Source organism: Streptomyces blastmyceticus (genome assembly GCF_039521185.1).
GTDB lineage: Bacteria > Actinomycetota > Actinomycetes > Streptomycetales > Streptomycetaceae > Streptomyces > Streptomyces blastmyceticus.
The window spans coordinates 1-21,149 of the sequence record NZ_BAAABW010000023.1 but is presented as its reverse complement, the minus strand read 5'-3'; the positions used below and the strand labels follow the sequence as shown (position 1 = coordinate 21,149).

General features: G+C 71.9%; 2 protein-coding genes. Both read right to left on the bottom strand.

Translation table 11 applies throughout. The features are described 5' to 3' along the window. Nucleotides 1–87: 87 nt before the first annotated feature. Nucleotides 88–16,626: a type I polyketide synthase gene (locus ABD269_RS20460; RefSeq protein WP_425572941.1), complete on the bottom strand. Its 16,539-nt coding sequence runs from the start codon at nucleotides 16,624–16,626 to the stop codon at nucleotides 88–90. Between the two features lie 118 nt (nucleotides 16,627–16,744). Then, nucleotides 16,745–21,149 (bottom strand): SDR family NAD(P)-dependent oxidoreductase (locus ABD269_RS20455; protein ID WP_344119769.1); only part of this gene is annotated, 4,405 nt, incomplete at its 5' end.

The following is a 21,149-nucleotide window of genomic DNA, read 5'->3' as shown; positions in this document are numbered from 1 at the left end:
GATACGCGAGCAGCTTTTCCTCGTTCTCTGCCATTGCCCCTATTTCCCCAGTAGCGCGTAGGAACCGTGCTGTGGCCAGGTCGTGGGTCAGGAGTCCCCGAATTCCTTGTCGAGCAGGTCGAACATGTCCTCGGCCGACGCCGCCGCGAGGTCGTCGGCGGTGGCCGGTGCCTCGCCCTGTGCCGTGTCACGGCCGTCCCGGAGCCTCCAGACGAGGGCTTCGAGCCGTTCGACGACCTTCGTGGTGCTCTCGCCGTCGCCGGTGAGGTGGGCGACGCTGTTCTCCAGCGCCTCCAGCTCGCCGAACACCGCCTCCGGCGCGCCGCCGCCGTCCGGCACCACCTGGCCGCGTACGTGGTCGGCCAGGGCCATGGGTGTCGGGTGGTCGAAGACGACGCTCGCGGGGAGCCGGAGGCCCGTCGCGGCGTTGAGCCGGTTGCGCAGCTCGACGGCCGTCAGCGAGTCGAAGCCCAGCTCCTTGAACGCCCGTCCGGCCCGGATGCCGTCGGTGGCGGTGTGGCCGAGCACGGCCGCCACCTCCGTGCGCACCAACTCCACGACGTGCTTGAGCTGTTCGTTCTCCGGCAGTCCGGCCAGGCGTGCGGTCAGCGCCGCGCCCGCAGCGGGGTCCGCGGCATCGGCCGCGCCCTGCTGTTCGCGCAGCGCGCGCCGGACCTCGGGCAGTTCCGCGAGCAGGGGGCTGGGCCGTACGGCGGTGAAGCCGAGGACGAAGCGCTCCCACTCGACGTCGGCGACGGCGACGCAGGTCTCGTCGTGCTCGACGGCCTGGACCATGGCGGCGACGGCCGGTTCGGGCGCCATCTCCACGACGCCGCGCCGCCCCATGTACTCGACGGCGCCGTCGAGCGCCATCATCCCGCCGCCGCCCCAGGCGCCCCAGGCGACGGAGGTGGCGGTGCGGCCGCGGGCCCGCCGCGCCTCGGCGAAGGCGTCGAGGAAGGCGTTGCCCGCCGCGTACGCGCCCTGGCCGCCGCTGCCCCAGACCGCCGCGTTGGACGAGAAGACCACGAAGGCGTCCAGCGGGGTGTCGGCGAGCACGTCGTCCAGGTGCACGGCGCCCGCGACCTTGCCGGAGGTGATGTCCGCGAAGGCGTCCGCCGTGGTGTCCGTGACGGGTGTGAACGTCTGGGGGACGCCCGCGGTGTGGATCACGGCGGTGAGCGGGTGTTCCTCGGGCACCCCGGCGACGAGTGCGGCGACCGCGGCGCGGTCGGCCATGTCGCAGGCGGCGACGGTCACGCGGGCGCCCAGCTCCCGCAGCCGTGCGGCGAGTTCGGTGGCGCCGGGCGCGTCGGGGCCGCGGCGGCTGGTGAGCAGCAGGTGCTCGGCGCCGTTCCCGGCGGCCCATTCCGCGACCCTCGCCCCGATCCCGCCGGTTCCGCCGGTGATCAGCACGGTGCCTTTCGGGTTCCACGTGCGGACGGCGGGCCCGGCGCCGAGTGGGGCGCGTACGAGCCTGCGGGCCCAGACCCCGGAGGCGCGTACGGCGAGCTGGTCCTCGTGCCCGGCGTCGGCCGCGCCGGAGAGCGCACCGGCCACGCGCGTCACCGCGGTGTCGTCGGCCGTGTCGGGCAGGTCGATCAACCCACCCCAGCGCGCGGGCTGTTCGAGCGCGACGACCCGTCCGAGGCCCCAGGCGTGCGCCTGGTGGGGCCGGGCTTCGGGGTCCGCCTGTCCCACGAGTACGCCGCCCCGGGTGGCGGCCCACAGCGGGCCCGCCGTGTCGATGTCGTCCAGTGCCTGGGCGAGGGCCAGGGTGGCGACCGCTCCGCCGGGGAGGGTGTGGTGGGTGGGGTGGGGGGTCTCGTCGAAGGCGAGCAGGGACAGCACGCCCGCGAGCCCCTCGTCTCCCGCGGCCTCGCCCAGCAGACCGGCCAGCCGCGTACGGTCCACGGTGCCCGCGTCCACGACCAGCCGCTCCACGCGTGCGCCGTGCTCTTCCAGGGCGCGTACGGCTCCGGTGGCCCATGCGTCCTCGGTCGCCGACCCGGGGACGACCACGAGCCAGCGTCCGGACAGGGCGGGCGGGACGGGGCCGGCCGCGACGGGCCGCCACACCACCCGATAACGCCAGCGGTCGACCGTCGACGCCTCACGCCGACGGCGCCGCCACGACGACAGCGCGGGCAGCACCGTGCTCAGCGGCTGGTCGGCGGCCACGTCCAGCTCCGCCGCCACGCCGTCGAGGTCCCCGCGCTCGACCGCTTCCCAGAATTCCGTCTCGACGGCGTCGGCGCCCGGCCCGGTCCCGTCGGCGCCGGGGGCGTCCGCGAGGAGGTCGTCCAGCCAGTAGCGCTGCCGTTGGAAGGCGTAGGTGGGCAGGTCCACGAGCCCGGCGTCCGTACCGGCGAACACCGCCTCCCAGTCGACGCCCGGCAGACCCCGTACGTACCCCTCGGCGAGCGAGGCCAGGAAGCGGGCCGGGCCGCCCTCGTCGCGGCGGAGCGAGCCGACCGCGACGGCCTCGGCGCCGGCGTCCTCGAAGGTCGCCTGCATGCCCATGGTCAGGACGGGGTGCCCGCTGGACTCGACGAAGAAGCGGAAGCCGTCGTCGAGGAGGGCGCGCACCGCGCCCTCGAAGTCCACCGGCCGGCGGGCGTTGTGGAACCAGTACTCCGCGTCGAGCTCCGTGGTGTCCCGCACGGTGCCCGTCACCGTGGAGTAGAAGGGGATCCCGCCCCGGCGGGGGGTGAGGTCCGCGAACATCTCCAGGATGCGGTCGCGCAGCGGGTCCACCTGCGCGCAGTGCGAGGCCACCGTCGAGCCGACGACACGGGCCCGGATGTCCTCGGCCCGGCATCCGGCGACGAACTCCTCCAGGGCCGCCACCTCGCCCGCCACCGTCACGGCACCGGGACCGTTGCGTCCGGCGATGACCAGCCGGCCGTCCCAGGCCGTCAGCCGCTCCTCCACCGCGTCCGCGGACATGGCCACCGAGGCCACCGCGCCCTTGCCCACCAGCTCCTCGGCGAACAGGGCGCTCCGCAGCACGACCACCTTCGCCGCGTCCGCCAGCGACAACGCACCCGCGACGCAAGCCGCCGCGATCTCGCCCTGGCTGTGGCCGACGACCGCGGCGGGCTCCACCCCCGCGGCCCGCCACAACGCCGCCAGCGACACGTTCACCGCGAACAGCACGGGTTGCAGCACCTCGATCGACTCCATCGACGCGGCGCCCGGCACCCCCCGCACCACGTCCGTCACCGACCAGCCCAGGTGCTCGCCCAACGCCGCGTCGCACTCGGCGAACCGCTCGGCGAAGACCGGCGACGCGTCCAGCAGCTCCGCGCCCATGCCCACCCACTGCGAGCCCTGGCCCGGGAAGACGAACACCACCCGGCCCCGTACATCCGCGGCGCCCGAGACCACTCCGGCCCCGGACACGCCCCGGGCCAGCGCGCCCAGCCCCGACAGTGCGGCCTCGTGCGCGGTGGCGAGGACCACGGCGCGGTGCTCCAGCGCCACGCGGGACGCCACCAGGGAACGGCCCACGCCGGTGAATTCGTGCTCGGGCCGCCCGTCGCGGTGGGCCGCCAGCCGCTCGGCCTGGGCCCGCAGGGCGTCCTCCGACTTGGCGGAGACCACCCACGGCACGACGTCCGCGACGAGCCCGGTGTGTGCCCGGGGCGAAGCGTCCCTCTCCTCCCGCGTCTCCTCCGACACCGCCGGAGGAGAGGGCGGCTCTTCGAGGATCACGTGCGCGTTGGTGCCGCTGATCCCGAACGAGGACACCGCGGCGCGCCTCGGGCGCCCGTCGGTCCGCCACTCGACCGGCTCGGTGAGCAGCTTGACGGCGCCGGACGACCAGTCCACCTCCGGCGACGGCTCATCGGCGTGCAGGGTGCTCGGCAGCACCCCCTGTCCCATGGCCATCACCATCTTGATGAGCCCGGCGGCGCCGGCGGCCGCCTGGGTGTGCCCGATGTTCGACTTGACGGAGCCGAGCCACAGCGGCCGGTCCGCGTCCCGGTCCTTGCCGTACGTCGCGAGGAGGGCCTGTGCCTCGATCGGGTCGCCGAGACGGGTGCCGGTGCCGTGGGCCTCGACCGCGTCGATGTCGCCGGGTGTCAGCCGGGCGTTGGCGAGGGCCGCGCGGATGACGCGCTGCTGCGAGGGGCCGTTGGGGGCGGTGAGGCCGTTGCTCGCCCCGTCCTGGTTGGTGGCCGAGCCGCGTACGACCGCGAGGACCCGGTGTCCGTGGCGGCGCGCGTCGGAGAGCCGCTCCACCAGGAGCACACCCACGCCTTCGGAGAAGCCCGTGCCGTCCGCACCCGCGCCGAACGCCTTGCAGCGGCCGTCGGGCGACAGCACCCGCTGGCGGCTGAACTCCACGAACCCGAACGGGCCGGGCATGACCGTGACTCCGCCGACCAGCGCGAGCGAGCACTCGCCCGAGCGCAGGGCCTGCGCCGCCAGGTGGAGGGCGACCAGCGAGGACGAGCACGCCGTGTCCACCGTGATCGCGGGCCCTTCCAGGCCGAAGACGTACGACACACGGCCCGAGACGACGCTCAGCACATTGCCGGTGACCGAGTAGCCCTCGACGCTCTGCCGGAGCCTGGTGTCCTGGCCGTATCCCGTGGTGATGGCGCCGATGAAGACGCCGGTGCGGCTCCCGCGCAGCGAGGTCGCGTCGATGCCCGCGCTCTCGAAGGCCTCCCAGGAGGATTCGAGGATCAGCCGCTGCTGGGGGTCCATCGCGAGTGCTTCGCGCGGTGATATCCCGAACAGCCCGGCGTCGAACAGCGTGGCGTCGCGGAGGAACCCGCCTTCGCGCGCGTAGCTCTTCCCGGAGCGCTCCGGGTCCGCGTCGTAGAGCCGGTCGAGGTCCCAGCCGCGGTCGTCCGGGAAGCCGGAGATCGCGTCCCGGCCGGAGGCCACCAGGTTCCACAGGCCCTCCGGGGAGTCGGCGTCGCCCGGGAAGCGGCAGGCCATCGACACGATCACGACGGGGTCTTCGTCGACCGCGGCCGCCGTGAGGGCCGGGGTGCCGGACTCCACCTGCCCGCCGACGCCCAGTTCGGACTCGAGGTGTGCGGCGAGCGCGTCGGGGGTGGGGTGGTCGAAGACGAGCGTCGCGGGGAGCCGCAGCCCGGTCGCGGCGCCCAGCCGGTTCCGCAGCTCGACGGACGTGAGCGAGTCGAAGCCGAGCTCCTTGAAGGCGCGTTCGGGCTGCACCGAGGCCGGTGAGCCGTGCCCGAGCACGGTCGCGACGTGGGCCCGTACGAGATCGGTCAGCGCGGCCGTGCGTTCCACGTCCGACAGGCCGGAGAGCCGCCGGGCGAGCGCCGAGCCCCCGGCGCCGGTGCCGTCGGCGGCCCGCGCGGCGAGGGTGCGCCGTACGGGGCCGCGGCTCACCAGGCCCCGGGCCGCGGCCCGGACGACCTCGCTGCTCGCGCCGGACGTCCAGGCGGCGGTGGCGAGGCGCGAGGTGATCACAAGGGGTTCGTCCAGCGAGCGGGCCGCGTCGAAGAGCGCGAGGCCCTCGTCCGACGACATCGGCACCACACCGGACCGCGCCATGCGGGCCCGGTCCGTCTGGTCGAGTCGTCCGGTGAGCTCGCTGGCCCGGTCCCAGTGGCCCCAGGCCACGGACACGGCGGGCAGGCCGGCCGCCCTGCGATGGGCGGCGAGCGCGTCCAGGAAGGTGTTCGCGGCCGCGTAGTTGGCCTGCCCGGGGCTGCCGAGGGCACCGGCGAGCGAGGAGTAGAGGACGAACGCGGACAGGTCGAGACCGCGGGTCAGCTCGTGGAGATTCAGTGCCGCGTCGACCTTCGGCCGCAAAACGCGAGCCAGCCGTTCCGGCGTCAGCGCGGGAATCAGCCCGTCGTCGAGCGCGCCCGCCGCGTGGACCACGGCGGTGAGCGGGCGATCGGCCGGGATGCCCGCGAGCACGGCCGCCAAGGCGTCCCGGTCCGCGGCATCGCAGGAGGCGACGGTGACAGCGGCTCCCGCCGCCGTCAGCTCCTCGGTCAACTCCGTTGCGCCCTCTGCCTCCAGGCCCCGGCGGCTGGTGAGCAGCAGGTGGCGTACGCCATGTTGGGCGACGAGATGGCGGGCCAGGAGGCCGCCGAGGGTGCCGGTGCCACCGGTGATCAGCACGGTGCCGTCGGGGTCGAGGGGCTTGGGCACGGTCAGCACGATCTTCCCGGTGTGCCGGGCCTGACTCATGAACCGCAACGCCTCCGGAGCCCGCCGCACATCCCACGTACGCACCGGCAACGGCTCCAGCACACCACGCTCGAACAGCCCCACCAACTCGGTCAGAATGTCACCGAGTCTGTCGGTCGATATCTCGGTGAGCGCATAGGGGTGGTAGCTGACGCCGGGGTGTTCGGCGGCGACGGCCTCGGGGTCACGGATGTCGGTCTTGCCCATCTCCAGGAACCGCCCACCGCGCGGCAACAGCCGCAACGACGCGTCCACGAACTCCCGCGCCAGCGAATCCAGCACCACATCCACACCACGGCCATCCGTGGCAGCGAGGAACTTCCCCTCGAAGTCCAGGGTCCGCGACGACGCGATATGCGTCCCATCGAAACCCATCGCCCGCAACGTGTCCCACTTCCCCTCACTGGCCGTGGCGAAGACCTCGGCACCCCAGTACCGGGCCAACTGCACCGCCGCCATCCCCACACCACCGGTCGCCGCATGCACCACCACCGACTCCCCCACCGACAGACCCGCCAGATCCACCAGCCCGAAGTACGCGGTGAGGAAGACGACGGGAACGGCGGCAGCTTGCTCGTACGACCAGCCGTCGGGGATACGGGCGACCAGCCGCTGATCCACCACGCACACCGGGCCGAACGCCTCGGGCAACAGACCCATCACACGGTCGCCGACCGTGTGGCCGGTCACTCCGGGGCCCACCTCGATGACGACGCCCGCGCCCTCGGTGCCCATGTAGGCGTCGGCGTCCGGGTACATCCCGAGGCCGATCAGCACATCACGGAAGTTGACACCACCGGCACGTACGGACACCCGCACCTGGCCCGCGCGCAGCGGCTCCAGTGCCCCGGGAGCGGGCAGCAGGGCCAGGTTCTCCAGCGTTCCGGCGCCGGTCGTGGCCAGCCGCCAGGCGCGCACTCCGGCCGGGGGGACGAGTGCACCGCCGGACGAAGCCGCTCGCGCGAGACGAGGCACGAATAACTCTCCTGCCCGTATGGCGAGTTGCGGCTCCTCGGCGGCGGCAGCCGCGGCGACCGCCCCGGTGAGGGCGGCGTGGGACGCCTCGTGGTCGTCGGTGTCGACGAGCAGGAAGCGGCCGGGGTTCTCCGCTTGCGCGGTCCGCAGCATGCCCCACAGCGGGGCGCAGGCCAGGGCCGTCACGTCCTCGCCGGGGCGGGCCTGCACCGCGCCCTGTGTCAGCACGACGAGGCGCGTCGACCCGAGCCGCTCCGTCGAGGCCCACGCCTGTACGAGCGCCAGCGCCTCGGCGGTCACCGTGTGGGTCATATCCGCGGCACCGGGGTCCGGTCCGGCCCGGCCGGTGCCGAACGGCGCGATGACGAACTCAGGTGCGGAAGCGCCGTCTTCGATCGCCGCTGCCAGCTCTGCCACGCTCGCATGGCGAGCACCCAGGTCGGCGACGAGCTGCGTACCGTCCCGGCCGAGCAGCGCGAAGGTGGAGGTGGCGGGGGTGTCGGCGGGCCGTGGGAGCGGGACCCAGTCCAGGCGGAACAGCGAGTCCCGTGTCGGGTCCTGCGCCTGGCGGAGCTGGTCCGGAGAGATCTCCCGCAGGGCGAGGGAGTCGATCGAGACCACGGGGGTGCCGGTCGCGTCGGCGACGGTCACCGACACCGTGTCCTCGCCCACCGGCCGCACGCGCACCCGGAGCGTGGTCGCACCCACGGCGTGCAGCACCACCCCGGACCACGAGAACGGCAACCGCAGAGCACCGGAGCCGGGCCCGTCCAGCAGGGCGGCGGGGTGGAGCGCGGCGTCGAGAAGCGCGGGGTGGATACCGAACCGTCCCGCTTCCTGGCGCTGCTCTTCGGGGAGTTCGACCTCGGCGTAGATGTCGTCCCCTGCACGCCAGGCGGTGCGCAGACCCTGGAAGGCGGGGCCATAACCGTAGCCGGACTCGGCGACCTGCGCGTAGAAACCATCGACAGCGAGCGGCTCCGCTCCCGCGGGCGGCCACGAGGAGAGGCCGGCATCCGGGGTACGGGCCTCCCCGCTCACCACACCCACCGCGTGACGGGTCCAGGGGCTGCCCTCCTCTTCGGAACGGGAATGGACCGTCAGCTCACGACGCCCCGTAGCATCCGGGGCACCGACGGACAGCTGCACCTGAACCCCACCACGCCCGGGCACCACCAACGGGGCCTCCAGCGTCAGCTCCTCGACCTGGACACAACCCACCTCATCAGCAGCACGCAACGCCAGCTCCACCAACGCCGCACCCGGAACCAGCACCAAACCCGACACCACATGATCAGCCAGCCACGCATGCGTCACCAACGACAGCCGGCCCGTCAACAACAACTGATCCCCACCCGCCACCCGCACCACCGCACCCAGCAACGGATGATCCATAACACCCAGACCAAAGCCCGACGCATCACCGACCGGAGCCACAGACGCCTCAAGCCAGAAACGCTCACGCTGGAAGGCGTAAGTGGGCAGGTCGAGCAGCCGACGGGCTCCGCTCCCGGCGAAGACGGCGTTCCAGTCGACCGGCAGACCGCGCACGTAACCCTCGGCGAGCGAGGTCAGGAACCGCTCGGGACCCCCCTCGTCACGACGCAACGTACCCAGGGCCACCGCGTCGCTGGACGCGTCCTCGAACGTCTCCTGCAAACCGACCGTCAGCACCGGATGCGCACTGGACTCGACAAAGAAACCGAAACCGTCATCGAGCAGAGCACGCACGGTCTCATCAAAACGAACCGTCCGACGCAGATTGGTGAACCAATACTCCGCATCCAGCCCGGACGTATCGATCAAACCGCCGGTCACCGTGGAATAGAAAGGAACCTCCGACAGCCGCGGCTCAATGCCCTCCAGCGCGCCTATCACCTGCTCGCGTATGGACTCCACCTGCGCCGAATGCGACGCATAGTCCACCGCAATGCGCCGGGCCCGTACGCCATCCGCCTCACACACAGCGAGGAGTTCATCCAACGCCTCGGGATCACCCGAAACCACCGTGGACGACGGTCCGTTCACCGAAGCAACCGAGATCCGATCACCCCAGGCCCCCAACCGCACCTGATCAACAGGCAACGCCACCGACACCATCCCACCCCGCCCGGACAACCCCTCCGCGATCGCCCGCGCCCGCAGCACCACCACCTTCGCCGCATCCTCCAACGACAACGCACCCGACACCGCAGCAGCCGCGATCTCGCCCTGACTGTGGCCAATCACCGCGGCGGGCTCCACACCCACCGAACGCCACACCGCCGCCAGCGACACCATCACCGCCCACAACGACGCCTGCACCACCACCACATCATCCAACGACGCCGCCTCGCCACCACGCACCACATCGACCACCGACCAGCCGACATAAGAACGCAAAGCCGCATCACACTCCGCCAACCGCTCCGCGAAAGCAGGCGACTCCAACAACCCCGCCGCCATCCCCACCCACTGCGACCCCTGACCCGGGAACACGAACACCACCCGCCCCGGCTCCACCGCTGCCACACCCGTCACCACATTCCCCGCGGGCAGGCCCTCGGCAAGCGCCGACAGACCGGACAGCGCGCTCCCACGGTCCGCTGCCAGCACCACAGCCCGGTGTTCCAACGCCGCTCGCGTCGAGGCGAGGGACCAGCCGATGTCCATGAGCGAGGGTTCCGGGCAGTCCTGTGCGAACGCGGCCAACTTCCCGGCCTGTGCGCGCAGTCCGGCCTCCGTGCGGCCCGAGACGATCCATGGCACGACGAGCGAGTCAAGAGGGCGTGTTGTGGCGGGGGCTTCCTCCGGCCCGGTTGCGGGCCGGGCGTCGGCCTCCTCGGCCTGTTCGAGGATCACGTGGGCGTTGGTGCCACTGGCTCCGAAGGCCGACACTCCCGCGCGGCGGGGGCGGCCGTCGTCTGCTGTCCAGTCGACGGGCTCGGTCAGCAGCTCGACCGCACCCGAGGACCAATCGACATGAGGTGTCGGCTCGTCCACATGCAACGTCCCCGGCAGCACACCACGCCGCATCGCCTCCACCATCTTGATCACACCCGCCACACCAGCAGCAGCCTGCGCATGACCAATATTCGACTTCACCGACCCCAACCACAAAGGACGACCCACCGGCCGACCCTGCCCGTACGTCGCCAACAACGCCTGCGCCTCGATCGGATCACCCAGCGTCGTCCCCGTACCATGCGCCTCTACCACATCCACATCCACAGCCGACAAACCCGCACCCGCCAACGCCTGCCGGATCACCCGCTGCTGCGACGGACCATTCGGCGCCGTCAGACCATTCGACGCACCATCCTGATTCACCGCACTCCCCCGCACCACCGCCAACACCCGATGACCATTCCTCCGGGCATCGGACAACCGCTCCACCAACAACACCCCCACACCCTCCGACCACCCCGCACCATCAGCCGACGCCGAAAACGCCTTGCACCGACCATCACGCGCCATCCCCCGCTGCCGACTGAACTCCACGAACAGCGTGGGCGTGGACATCACGGTGACGCCTCCGGCGAGCGCCATCGAGCACTCGCCGGAGCGCAGGGCCTGGACGGCGAGGTGCAGTGCCACCAGCGAGGACGAGCACGCCGTGTCGACGGTGACCGCCGGGCCCTCCAGCCCGAAGGTGTAGGCGACCCGTCCCGACACCGCCGCCGGCGAGGCTCCCATCAGGGCGTAGCCCTCGATCTCGCCCTGGATCTGTTCCACGCGGGCCGCGTAGTCGTGGTGCATGACTCCGGCGAACACGCCGGTCGGGCTGCCCTTCAGCGAGGCCGGATCGATACCCGCCCGCTCGAACACCTCCCACGACGTCTCCAGCAACAACCGCTGCTGCGGATCCATCGCCAACGCCTCACGCGGCGAAATCCCGAAAAACCCCGGATCGAACTCCCCCGCCCCGTACAGAAACCCACCCTCCCGCGCATAACTCTTCCCCACCACCTCCGGATCCGGATCATAAAGACCCTCCACATCCCACCCACGATCCGACGGGAACCACGACACCGCATCCCCACCCGACGCCACCAACCCCCACAACTCCTCCGGCGAACCCACCCCACCCGGGAACCGACACGCCATCCCCACAATCACCACCGGATCATCCGCAACACCGGCAGCCATAGCCACCGGCCCGGCCGCGACCGCCCCCACACCCAACACCTCCGACCGGAGGAAACCCGCGAGGGCGAGCGGGGTCGGGTAGTCGAAGACCAGCGTCGCGGGCAGGCGGAGGCCGGTCGTCGCGTTCAGGCGGTTGCGGAGTTCCAGTGCGGTGAGGGAGTCGAAGCCGAGCTCCTTGAAGGGGCGGCCGGCTTCCACCCTCTCGGCCCCGGAGTGGCCGAGTACAGTAGCGACGCGGCCGCGCACCAGGTCGAGCAGGAAGCGCAGTTGCTCCTCGTCGGACTTCCCGGCCAGGCTGCGGAGCAGTCCGCCCCCGCCGTCGTCGGTACCGGCCGTGCGGCGCGTCGTGATCCGTACCAAGGAGCGGTGGAGGGGCAGGAGTTCTCCGGCTTCGGCCTGTGCGCGCAGGGCGGCGAGGTCGAGGCGGCTGACGACGAGCGCCGCGTCGTCGCCGTCGGCGGCGAGGGCCGCGTCGAAGAGCGCCAGGCCCTGGTCCGAGGGCATCCGGGCGATGCCCATACGCAGGTAGCGCGCCACGTCGGTGTCGTCCAGGTGACCGGTCAACTCGCTTTCGCGGGCCCAGTAGCCCCAGATCAGGGAGAGCGCGGGGAGACCGGCCGCACGGCGGTGCTGGGCGAGGGCGTCCAGGAAGGCGTTCGCGGCCGCGTAGTTCGCCTGCCCGGGGTTGCCGAGCGTGCCGGCCATCGAGGAGAAGAGGACGAACGCCGACAGGTCGAGGCCCCGCGTCAGCTCGTGCAGGTTCACGGCGGCGTCGACCTTCGGCCTCAGCACCCGCTCGACCCGCTCCGGCGTCAGGGCCGCGATCAGCCCGTCGTCGAGCGCACCCGCCGCGTGGATCACGGCGGTCAGCGGACGCTCGGCGGGAATGCCCGCGAGTACGGCCGCCAGGGCATCCCGGTCCGCGGCATCGCACGCCACCACCTCCACAGTGGCCCCGGCCGCCGCGAGTTCCGCCGTCAGCTCCGCCGCCCCAGCAGCCTCCACCCCACGACGACTGATCAACAACAGATGACGCACACCACGTTCGGCCACCAGATGACGCGCCAGCAGACCACCGAGCGTGCCCGTACCACCCGTGACCAACACAGTCCCGTCACCCGCGAACGACCCGGCACCACCCGGCGTACGGGAGGCGCGGACGAGCCTGGGTGCCAGCACCGCGCCGTCGCGTACGGCCAGTTGAGGTTCCTCCGCCGCCAGGGCGATCGTCACGGCGTCCCGCGCGTCGGCAGGATCACCGTCGATGTCCACCAGGACGAAGCGGCCGGGGTTCTCCGACTGGGCGGAACGGAACAGCCCCCAGAGCGGTGCGTGGGCCAGGTCGGCGACATCCTCGCCCGGCCGCGTCGCCACCGCGCGACGGGTGACGACCACCAGGCGGGCGCCGCCGAGACGTTCGTCGGACAGCCACGTCTGTACGAGCGCCAGTGCCCGGTTCGTCGCCTCGCGCACGAGGGCGGGGAGAGCGGGACCGGCGCCGTGCGGGGCGGCTTCGAAGGGGACGACGACGGTGTCGGGGACGGTGTCCGTCCCGTTGTCGAGCCGTTCCAGGAGCGTGGGCAGGTCGTCGGATCCGATCGTCACCCAGCCGCTGGTGTCCGCCCCGGAGGCAGGGGGCAGCGGGGTCCAGTCCAGGCGGAAGAAGGCGTCCCGCGCCGGGTCGTTCGCCTGTCGCAGCTGCTCGGGGGCGATCGGGCGCAGGACGAGCGAGTCGACTTCGGCGACGGGCACGCCGGTCGTGTCCGCGACGGTCACCGATACCGTGTCCTCGCCCGTCGGGCGGATCCGTACGCGCAGCCTTGTGGCGCCCACGGCGTGCAGCGTCACTCCGGACCAGGAGAACGGCAGCCGCAGCTCGCCGGAGCCCGGTCCGTCGAGGAGGGCCGCGGGGTGCAGTGCCGCGTCCAGGAGCGCGGGGTGCAACCCGAACCGGGCGGCGGCCTTTTCCTGCTCCTCGAGCAGGGCCACCTCGGCGTGTATCTCGTCCCCGACCCGCCAGGCCGCGCGCAGACCGCGGAACGTGGGGCCGTAGCCATAGCCCGTGTCGGCGACCCGCTCGTAGAAATCCTCCACCGGCACCGGCCGTGCCCCGGCTGGAGGCCAGGCCGTCAGTGCGTCGGGGGCGGGGCCCTGGGCCATGGCGAGCACACCGGTGGCGTGCCGGACCCAGAGTGCGTCGACGGTGGCGTCCTCGGTGCGGGAGTGGATGTCCAGTTCACGGCGGCCGGTCGTGTCGGGGGCGCCGACGGAGAGCTGCACCTGGACGGCACCGCGCTCGGGCAGGGCGAGCGGCACCTCCAGCGTCAGTTCCTCGATCCGGGCGCACCCCACCTCGTCCGCCGCCCGCAACGCGAGCTCGACGAACGCGGCGCCGGGGACCAGCACCGTGCCGAGGGCCGCGTGGTCGGCGAGCCAGGGGTGGGTCTGCAGGGAGAGCCGCCCGGTGAGCAGCAGTCTGTCCGCGCCGGCCACTTGCACTGCGGCACCGAGCAGCGGGTGGTCGGCGGCGCCGAGCCCGAGTCCGGTGGCATCGGCCACCGTGAGGGAGCCGGACTCCAGCCAGTAGCGCTTGTGCTGGAAGGCGTAGGTGGGCAGGTCGAGCAGCCGACGGGCTCCACTCCCGGCGAAGACGGCGTTCCAGTCGACCGGCAGGCCGCGTACGTAACCCTCGGCGAGGGAGGTCAGGAACCGCTCGGGACCGCCCTCGTCACGACGCAACGTACCCAGCGCCACAGCGTCGCTGGACGCGTCCTCGAACGTCTCCTGCAAACCGACCGTCAACACCGGATGCGCACTGGACTCCACGAACAGCCCGAAACCATCGTCGAGCAGAGCGCGCACTGTCTCGTCGAACCGGACCGTCTGCCGGAGGTTTGTGTACCAATACTCCGCATCCAACTCGGACGTATCGATCAGCCCGCCGGTCACCGTCGAGTAGAAGGGGATTTCTCCCCGGCGTGGCTCGATGTCTTCCAGCGCGCCTACCACCTGCTCGCGTATGGACTCCACCTGCGCCGAATGCGACGCATAGTCCACCGCGATACGCCGCGCCCGCACACCATCCGCCTCACACACAGCGAGAAGTTCGTCCAACGCCTCGGGATCACCCGAAACCACCGTGGACGACGGCCCGTTGACGGAAGCAACCGAGATCCTCTCGTCCCAGGCCTCCAACCGCACCTGATCAACAGGCAACGGCACCGACACCATCCCACCCCGCCCGGACAACCCCTCCGCGATCGCCCGCGCCCGCAACACCACCACCTTCGCCGCGTCCTCCAACGACAACGCCCCGGACACCGCAGCAGCCGCAATCTCGCCCTGACTGTGACCGATCACCGCGGCGGGCTCCACACCCACCGAACGCCACACCGCCGCCAGCGACACCATCACCGCCCACAACGACGCCTGCACCACCACCACATCATCCAACGACGCCGCACCCGCACCACCTCGCACCACATCGACCACCGACCAGTCGACGTACGCACGCAACGCCGCATCACACTCCGCCAACCGCTCCGCGAAAGCAGGCGACTCCAGCAACCCCGCCGCCATCCCCACCCACTGCGACCCCTGACCCGGGAAGACGAACGCCACCCGGGACACACCGGGGCGCACGCTGCCGGACAGTGCCTCCGGTGCGGGCGTGCCCTCGGCGAGGGCCGTCAGGCCCGACAGCGCGCTCTCGCGGTCGGCGGCGAGCACCACACCGCGGTGTTCGAGTGCGGCCCGCGTCGAGGCCAGCGACCAGCCCAGATCGGTGAGACCGAGCGCGGGGACGTCCCGGACATGGGCGGCCAGCCGCCCGGCCTGTGCCCGCAGCGCGTCCTGGGTCCTGCCGGAGACCGGCCAGGGGACCACGGGGAGTTGCACGCGGCGCTCGCCCGGCCCGGCGGGCGCGGCCGTCGGGTCCGTCGGGTCCGTCCGGTCGGTGGCCTCGCCGTCCGGCTCCGCGGTCGGCTGTGGTGCTTCCTCGATGATGACGTGGGCGTTGGTGCCGCTGATGCCGAACGAGGAGATGCCGGCCCGGCGGGGGCGGCCGTTGCGGGTCCACTCGACCGGTTCGGTGAGCAGCTCGACCGCGCCCGACGACCAGTCGACGTGCGGCGAGGGGGCGTCGACGTGCAGGGTGGGCGGCAGGGTGCCGTTGCGGAGCGCGAGCACCATCTTGATGACGCTGACGACACCTGCGGCGTGCGCGGTGTGGCCGAGGTTGGACTTGACCGACCCCAGCCACAGGGGCCGGTCCTCGGTGTGCGCCCTGCCGTACGTGGCCAGCAGGGCCTGCGCCTCGATCGGGTCGCCGAGCGTCGTGCCCGTGCCGTGTGCCTCGACGGCGTCGACCTCGTCCGCGGACAACTGCGCGTTGGCGAGGGCGGCACGGATCACGCGTTGCTGCGAGGGGCCGTTGGGGGCGGTGAGGCCGTTGCTCGCCCCGTCCTGGTTCAGGGCGGAGCCGCGTACGACGGCGAGTACCTCGTGGCCGTTGCGGCGGGCGTCCGAGAGGCGCTCCACCAAGAGCGTGCCCACGCCTTCGGACCAGACGGTGCCGTCCGCCGCGGCCGCGAAGGCCTTGCAGCGGCCGTCGCGTGCCAGCCCGCGCTGGCGGCTGAAGTCGACGAATACCCAGGGGGTCGGCATGACGGCGACACCGCCCGCGACGGCGAGGGAGCACTCGCCGGAGCGCAGCGACCGTACGGCCATGTGCAGCGCGACCAGGGACGAGGAGCACGCGGTGTCGACGGTGATGGCGGGGCCTTCGAGACCGAGGCTGTAGGAGACCCGGCCGGAGACGACGCTGACGAAGGAGCCGGTGCCGGTGTATCCCTCGACGCCGTCGGGCACGCGCTGCATGTTCGTGAGGTAGCCGGTGCCCGCGGCGCCGACGAAGACTCCGGTCCTGCTGCCCTTCAAGGAGGTGGGGTCGATGCCCGCGCGTTCGAGGACCTCCCAGGAGGATTCGAGGATCAGCCGCTGCTGGGGGTCCATCGCGAGGGCTTCGCGCGGTGATATCCCGAAGAGGTCGGCGTCGAAGTCACCAGCCCGGTCGAGGAATCCACCCTTGCGGAGATACGTTTTTCCGGGTGCCTCCGGATCCGGGTCGTAGATTCCCTCGTTGTCCCAGCCCCGGTCGGTCGGGAAGTCCTCGATCGCGTCGGCGCCGGATTCCAGCAGGCGCCACAGGTCCTCGGGCGAGCCGACTCCGCCGGGGAAGCGGCAGGCGAGGCCGACGATGGCGATCGGCTCGTTCTCCCGGTCCTCGGCCTCGCGCAGACGTTGACGAGTCTCGTGCAGGTCAGCTGCCACGCGCTTCAGGTAGTCAACCAGCTTGTCGTCGTTCGTCATCCGACGCGGTCCTCCTCGGAGCCGGTGCAGGGATTTCGGGGTACGGGATCCCGGCGGAGGATCCGCCGGGGGCTTTCCTTCAGGAAATCCCGAGCTCGTTGTTGATGAAATCCAGGACTTCGTCGGTCGATGCCGACTGAAGGCGACCCGCCGCGGTGGCCCGGGGCCCGTTCGTGGCCAGGCTCTTCCAGGACGCCAGCAGGTTCTCCAGGCGCCGGGATATCGCGGTGTGTTCTTCGTCGTCCGCGGCGACGGTGGTGAAGGCGGATTCGAGCCGGGCCAACTCGGCGAGCAGGCTCTCCGCTCCGGCCGCCGCGTCGCCCGCGGGCGCGATCTCCGTCAGGAGATGAGCGGCGAGGGCATCGGGTGTGGGGTGATCGAAGATCAGTGTCGAGGGCAGTCGCAGGCCGGTCGCGGCGCCCAGCCGGTTGCGCAGTTCGACCGCCGTCAGCGAGTCGAAGCCCAGCTCCTTGAACGCCCGCTCGGGCTCCACCGCCGCCGGTGAGCCGTGGCCGAGGACGGTGGCCGCGTGCCTGCATACGACATCGACCAGCGCGGCAGTGCGCTCCACCCCGGACAGTCCGGCCAGCCTCTGCGCCAGCGCCGAACCGCCGTCCGTCCCGGTCGCACCGTCCCCTTGTGCCGCCTGCGCGCGGCGCGCCGGGCCGCGGACCGCCAGCCCGCGGGCCAGGGCCCGGACCACCTCGCCGCTCGTGTCCGACGCCCAGGCCGGCACGTCGAGCCGTGCGGTCACCACGAGCGGCTCGTCCATCGAGCGGCCCGCGTCGAACAGGGCCAGCCCCTCCTCCGAGGGCATCGGGACGATCCCCGAGCGCGCGAGCCGCACCAGATCCGCCTGGTCGAGTCGCCCGGTGAGCTCGCTGGACTGGCCCCAGTGGCCCCAGGCCATGGACACGGCGGGCAGGCCGGCCGCCCTGCGATGGGCGGCGAGCGCGTCCAGGAAGGTGTTCGCGGCCGCGTAGTTGGCCTGCCCAGGGTTGCCCACGACCCCGGCGAAGGACGAGTAGAGGACGAACGCGGACAGGTCGAGACCGCGGGTCAGCTCGTGGAGGTTCAGCGCCGCGTCGACCTTCGGCCGCAACACGCGCGCCAGCCGCTCCGGCGTCAAGGCCCCGATCAGCCCGTCGTCGAGCGCCCCCGCCGCGTGGACCACGGCGGTGAGCGGGCGCCCGGCGGGAATGCCCGCGAGCACGGCCGCCAAGGCGTCCCGGTCCGCGGCATCGCACGAGGAGATCGTCACCCCGGCGGCACCGAGCCCGAGCAGTTCGGCCTCCAGCTCTGCGGCGCCTTCGGCGGCACGACCATGACGGCTCGTCAACAGCAGGTGGCGTACGCCGTGTTCGGTGACCAGATGGCGGGCCAGGAGGCCGCCGAGGGTGCCGGTGCCACCGGTGATCAGCACGGTGCCGTCGGGGTCGAGGGGCTTGGGCACCGTCAGCACGATCTTCCCGATGTGCCGGGCCTGACTCATGAACCGCAACGCCTCCGGAGCCCGCCGCACATCCCACGTACGCACCGGCAACGGCTCCAGCACACCACGCTCGAACAGCCCCACCAACTCGGTCAGAATCTTGGACACGCGGTCGGGGTCGACCTGCGCCAGGTCGTAGGCGTGGTAACCGACGCCGGGGTGTTCGGCGGCGACGGCCTCGGGGTCACGGATGTCGGTCTTGCCCATCTCCAGGAACCGTCCACCGCGCGGCAACAACCGCAACGACGCGTCCACGAACTCCCGCGCCAGCGAGTCCAGCACCACATCCACACCACGGCCATCCGTGGCAGCGAGGAACTTCCCCTCGAAGTCCAGGGTCCGCGACGACGCGATATGCCTCCCATCGAAACCCATCGCCCGCAACGTGTCCCACTTCCCCTCACTGGCCGTCGCGAAGACCTCGGCACCCCAGTACCGGGCCAACTGCACCGCCGCCATCCCCACACCACCGGTCGCCGCATGCACCACCACCGACTCCCCCGCCGACAGACCCGCCAGATCCACCAGCCCGAAGTACGCGGTGAGAAACACCGCCGGTACGGCGGCGGCCTGCTCGTACGACCAGCCGTCGGGGATACGGGCGACCAGCCGCTGATCCACCACGCACACCGGGCCGAACGCCTCGGGCAGCAGGCCCATCACACGGTCGCCGACACTGTGGCCGGCCACTCCGGGGCCGACCTCGATGACGACGCCCGCACCTTCGCTCCCGAGCGTCTCCTGTCCGGGGACCATGCCCAGACTCACCACGACATCGCGGAAGTTCACGCCGGCGGCCCGTACGGACACCCGTACCTCGCCGGCACCCAGCGGTGCCGAGGCCTCGGGCACGGGCAGCAGGGCCAGGCTCTCCAGGGTCCCCGCGCCGGTCGTGGCCAGCCGCCAGGCGCGCGCTCCGACCGGGGGTACGAGCGCACCGCCTGCCGAGGCCGACCGCACCAGCCGGGGCACGAACAGTTCGCCTTCGCGCACGGCGATCTGCGGTTCCTCGGCGGCGAGCGCGGCCGCCACGCCGAGGGGCACCGCCGCGTGGGACTTGTCCTCGCCGTCGATGTCGATGAGCAGGAACCGGCCCGGGTTCTCCGTCTGCGCGGCCCGTACGAGACCCCACAGCGGGGCGTGCGCCAGATCGGCCACGTCGTCGCCCGACCGGGTCGAGACAGCGTCGCGCGTCACCAGGACCAGGCGGGACGAACCGAACCGCTCCTCCGCCAGCCACGCCTGCACCAGCTCCAGTGCCTGCTCGGTCGCGGCGTGAACCGCGCCCACCGGCTCACCTTCCGCCAGGGCACCGAACGACGCGAACACGAACTCCGGCAGCGGAGCACCCCCTTCGACCGCGGCGGCCAGCTCCGCCACGCTCCCGTAGGGCGACGCCTCCGATACCTGGAGGTCGTCGGCGCCCACGACGGCGAACTCGTCGGCGTCCGCCGGGGCGTCCGGGATCGTCGGCAACGGCGTCCAGTCCACCCGGAAGAGGGCGTCCCGTGTCGGGTCCTGCGCCTGGCGGAGCTGCTCGGGAGAGATCTCCCGCAGGGCGAGGGAGTCGATCGAGACCACGGGGGCGCCGGTCGCATCGGCGACGGTCACCGACACCGTGTCCTCGCCCACCGGCCGCACACGCACCCGGAGCGTGGTCGCACCCACCGCGTGCAGCACCACCCCGGACCACGAGAACGGCAGCCGCACGCGCTGCCGACCGGCCGACGCCAGGAGAACCGGCTGGACAGCAGCGTCCAGCAGAGCGGGGTGGATGCCGAACCGTCCCGCTTCCTGGCGCTGCTCTTCGGGGAGTTCGACCTCGGCATAGATGTCGTCCCCTGCACGCCAGGCGGTACGCAGACCCTGGAAAGCGGGGCCATAACCGTAGCCGGACTCGGCGACCTGCGCATAGAAACCATCGACAGCGAGCGGCTCCGCTCCCGCGGGCGGCCACGAGGAAAGGCCGGCATCCGAGGTACGGGCCTCCCCGCTCACCACACCCACCGCGTGACGGGTCCAGGCGCTGCCCTCCTCTTCGATACGGGAATGGACCGTCAGCTCACGACGCCCCGTAGCATCCGGGGCACCGACGGACAGCTGCACCTGAACCCCACCACGCCCGGGCACCACCAACGGGGCTTCCAGCGTCAGCTCCTCGACCTGGACACAACCCACCTCATCAGCAGCACGCAACGCCAGCTCCACCAACGCCGCACCCGGAACCAGCACCAAACCCGACACCACATGATCAGCCAGCCACGCATGCGTCACCAACGACAGCCGGCCCGTCAACAACAACTGATCCTCACCCGCCACCCGCACCACCGCACCCAGCAACGGATGATCCGCGACACCCAAACCAAAGCCCGACGCATCACCGACCGGAGCCACAGACGCCTCAAGCCAGAAACGCTCACGCTGGAAGGCGTAAGTAGGCAGATCGACGCACTGCCCGCCCGTACCGGCGAAGACGGCGTTCCAGTCGACCGGCAGGCCGCGCACGTAACCCTCGGCGAGGGAAGTCAGGAACCGCTCGGGACCGCCCTCGTCACGACGCAACGTACCCAGCGCCACCGCGTCGCTGGACGCGTCCTCGAACGTCTCCTGCAAACCGACCGTCAACACCGGATGCGCACTGGACTCCACGAAGAAGCCGAAGCCGTCGGCGAGAAGCGCCCGCACGGTCTCGTCGAACCGGACCGTCTGCCGCAGGTTGGTGAACCAATACTCCGCATCCAGCCCGGACGTATCGATCAGCCCGCCGGTCACCGTGGAATAGAAAGGAACCTCCGACAGCCGCGGCTCGATACCCTCCAGCGCGCCTACCACCTGCTCGCGTATGGACTCCACCTGCGCCGAATGCGACGCATAGTCCACCGCGATACGCCGCGCCCGTATGCCATCCGCCTCACACACAGCGAGGAGTTCGTCCAACGCCTCGGGATCACCCGAAACCACCGTGGACGACGGCCCGTTGACGGAAGCAACC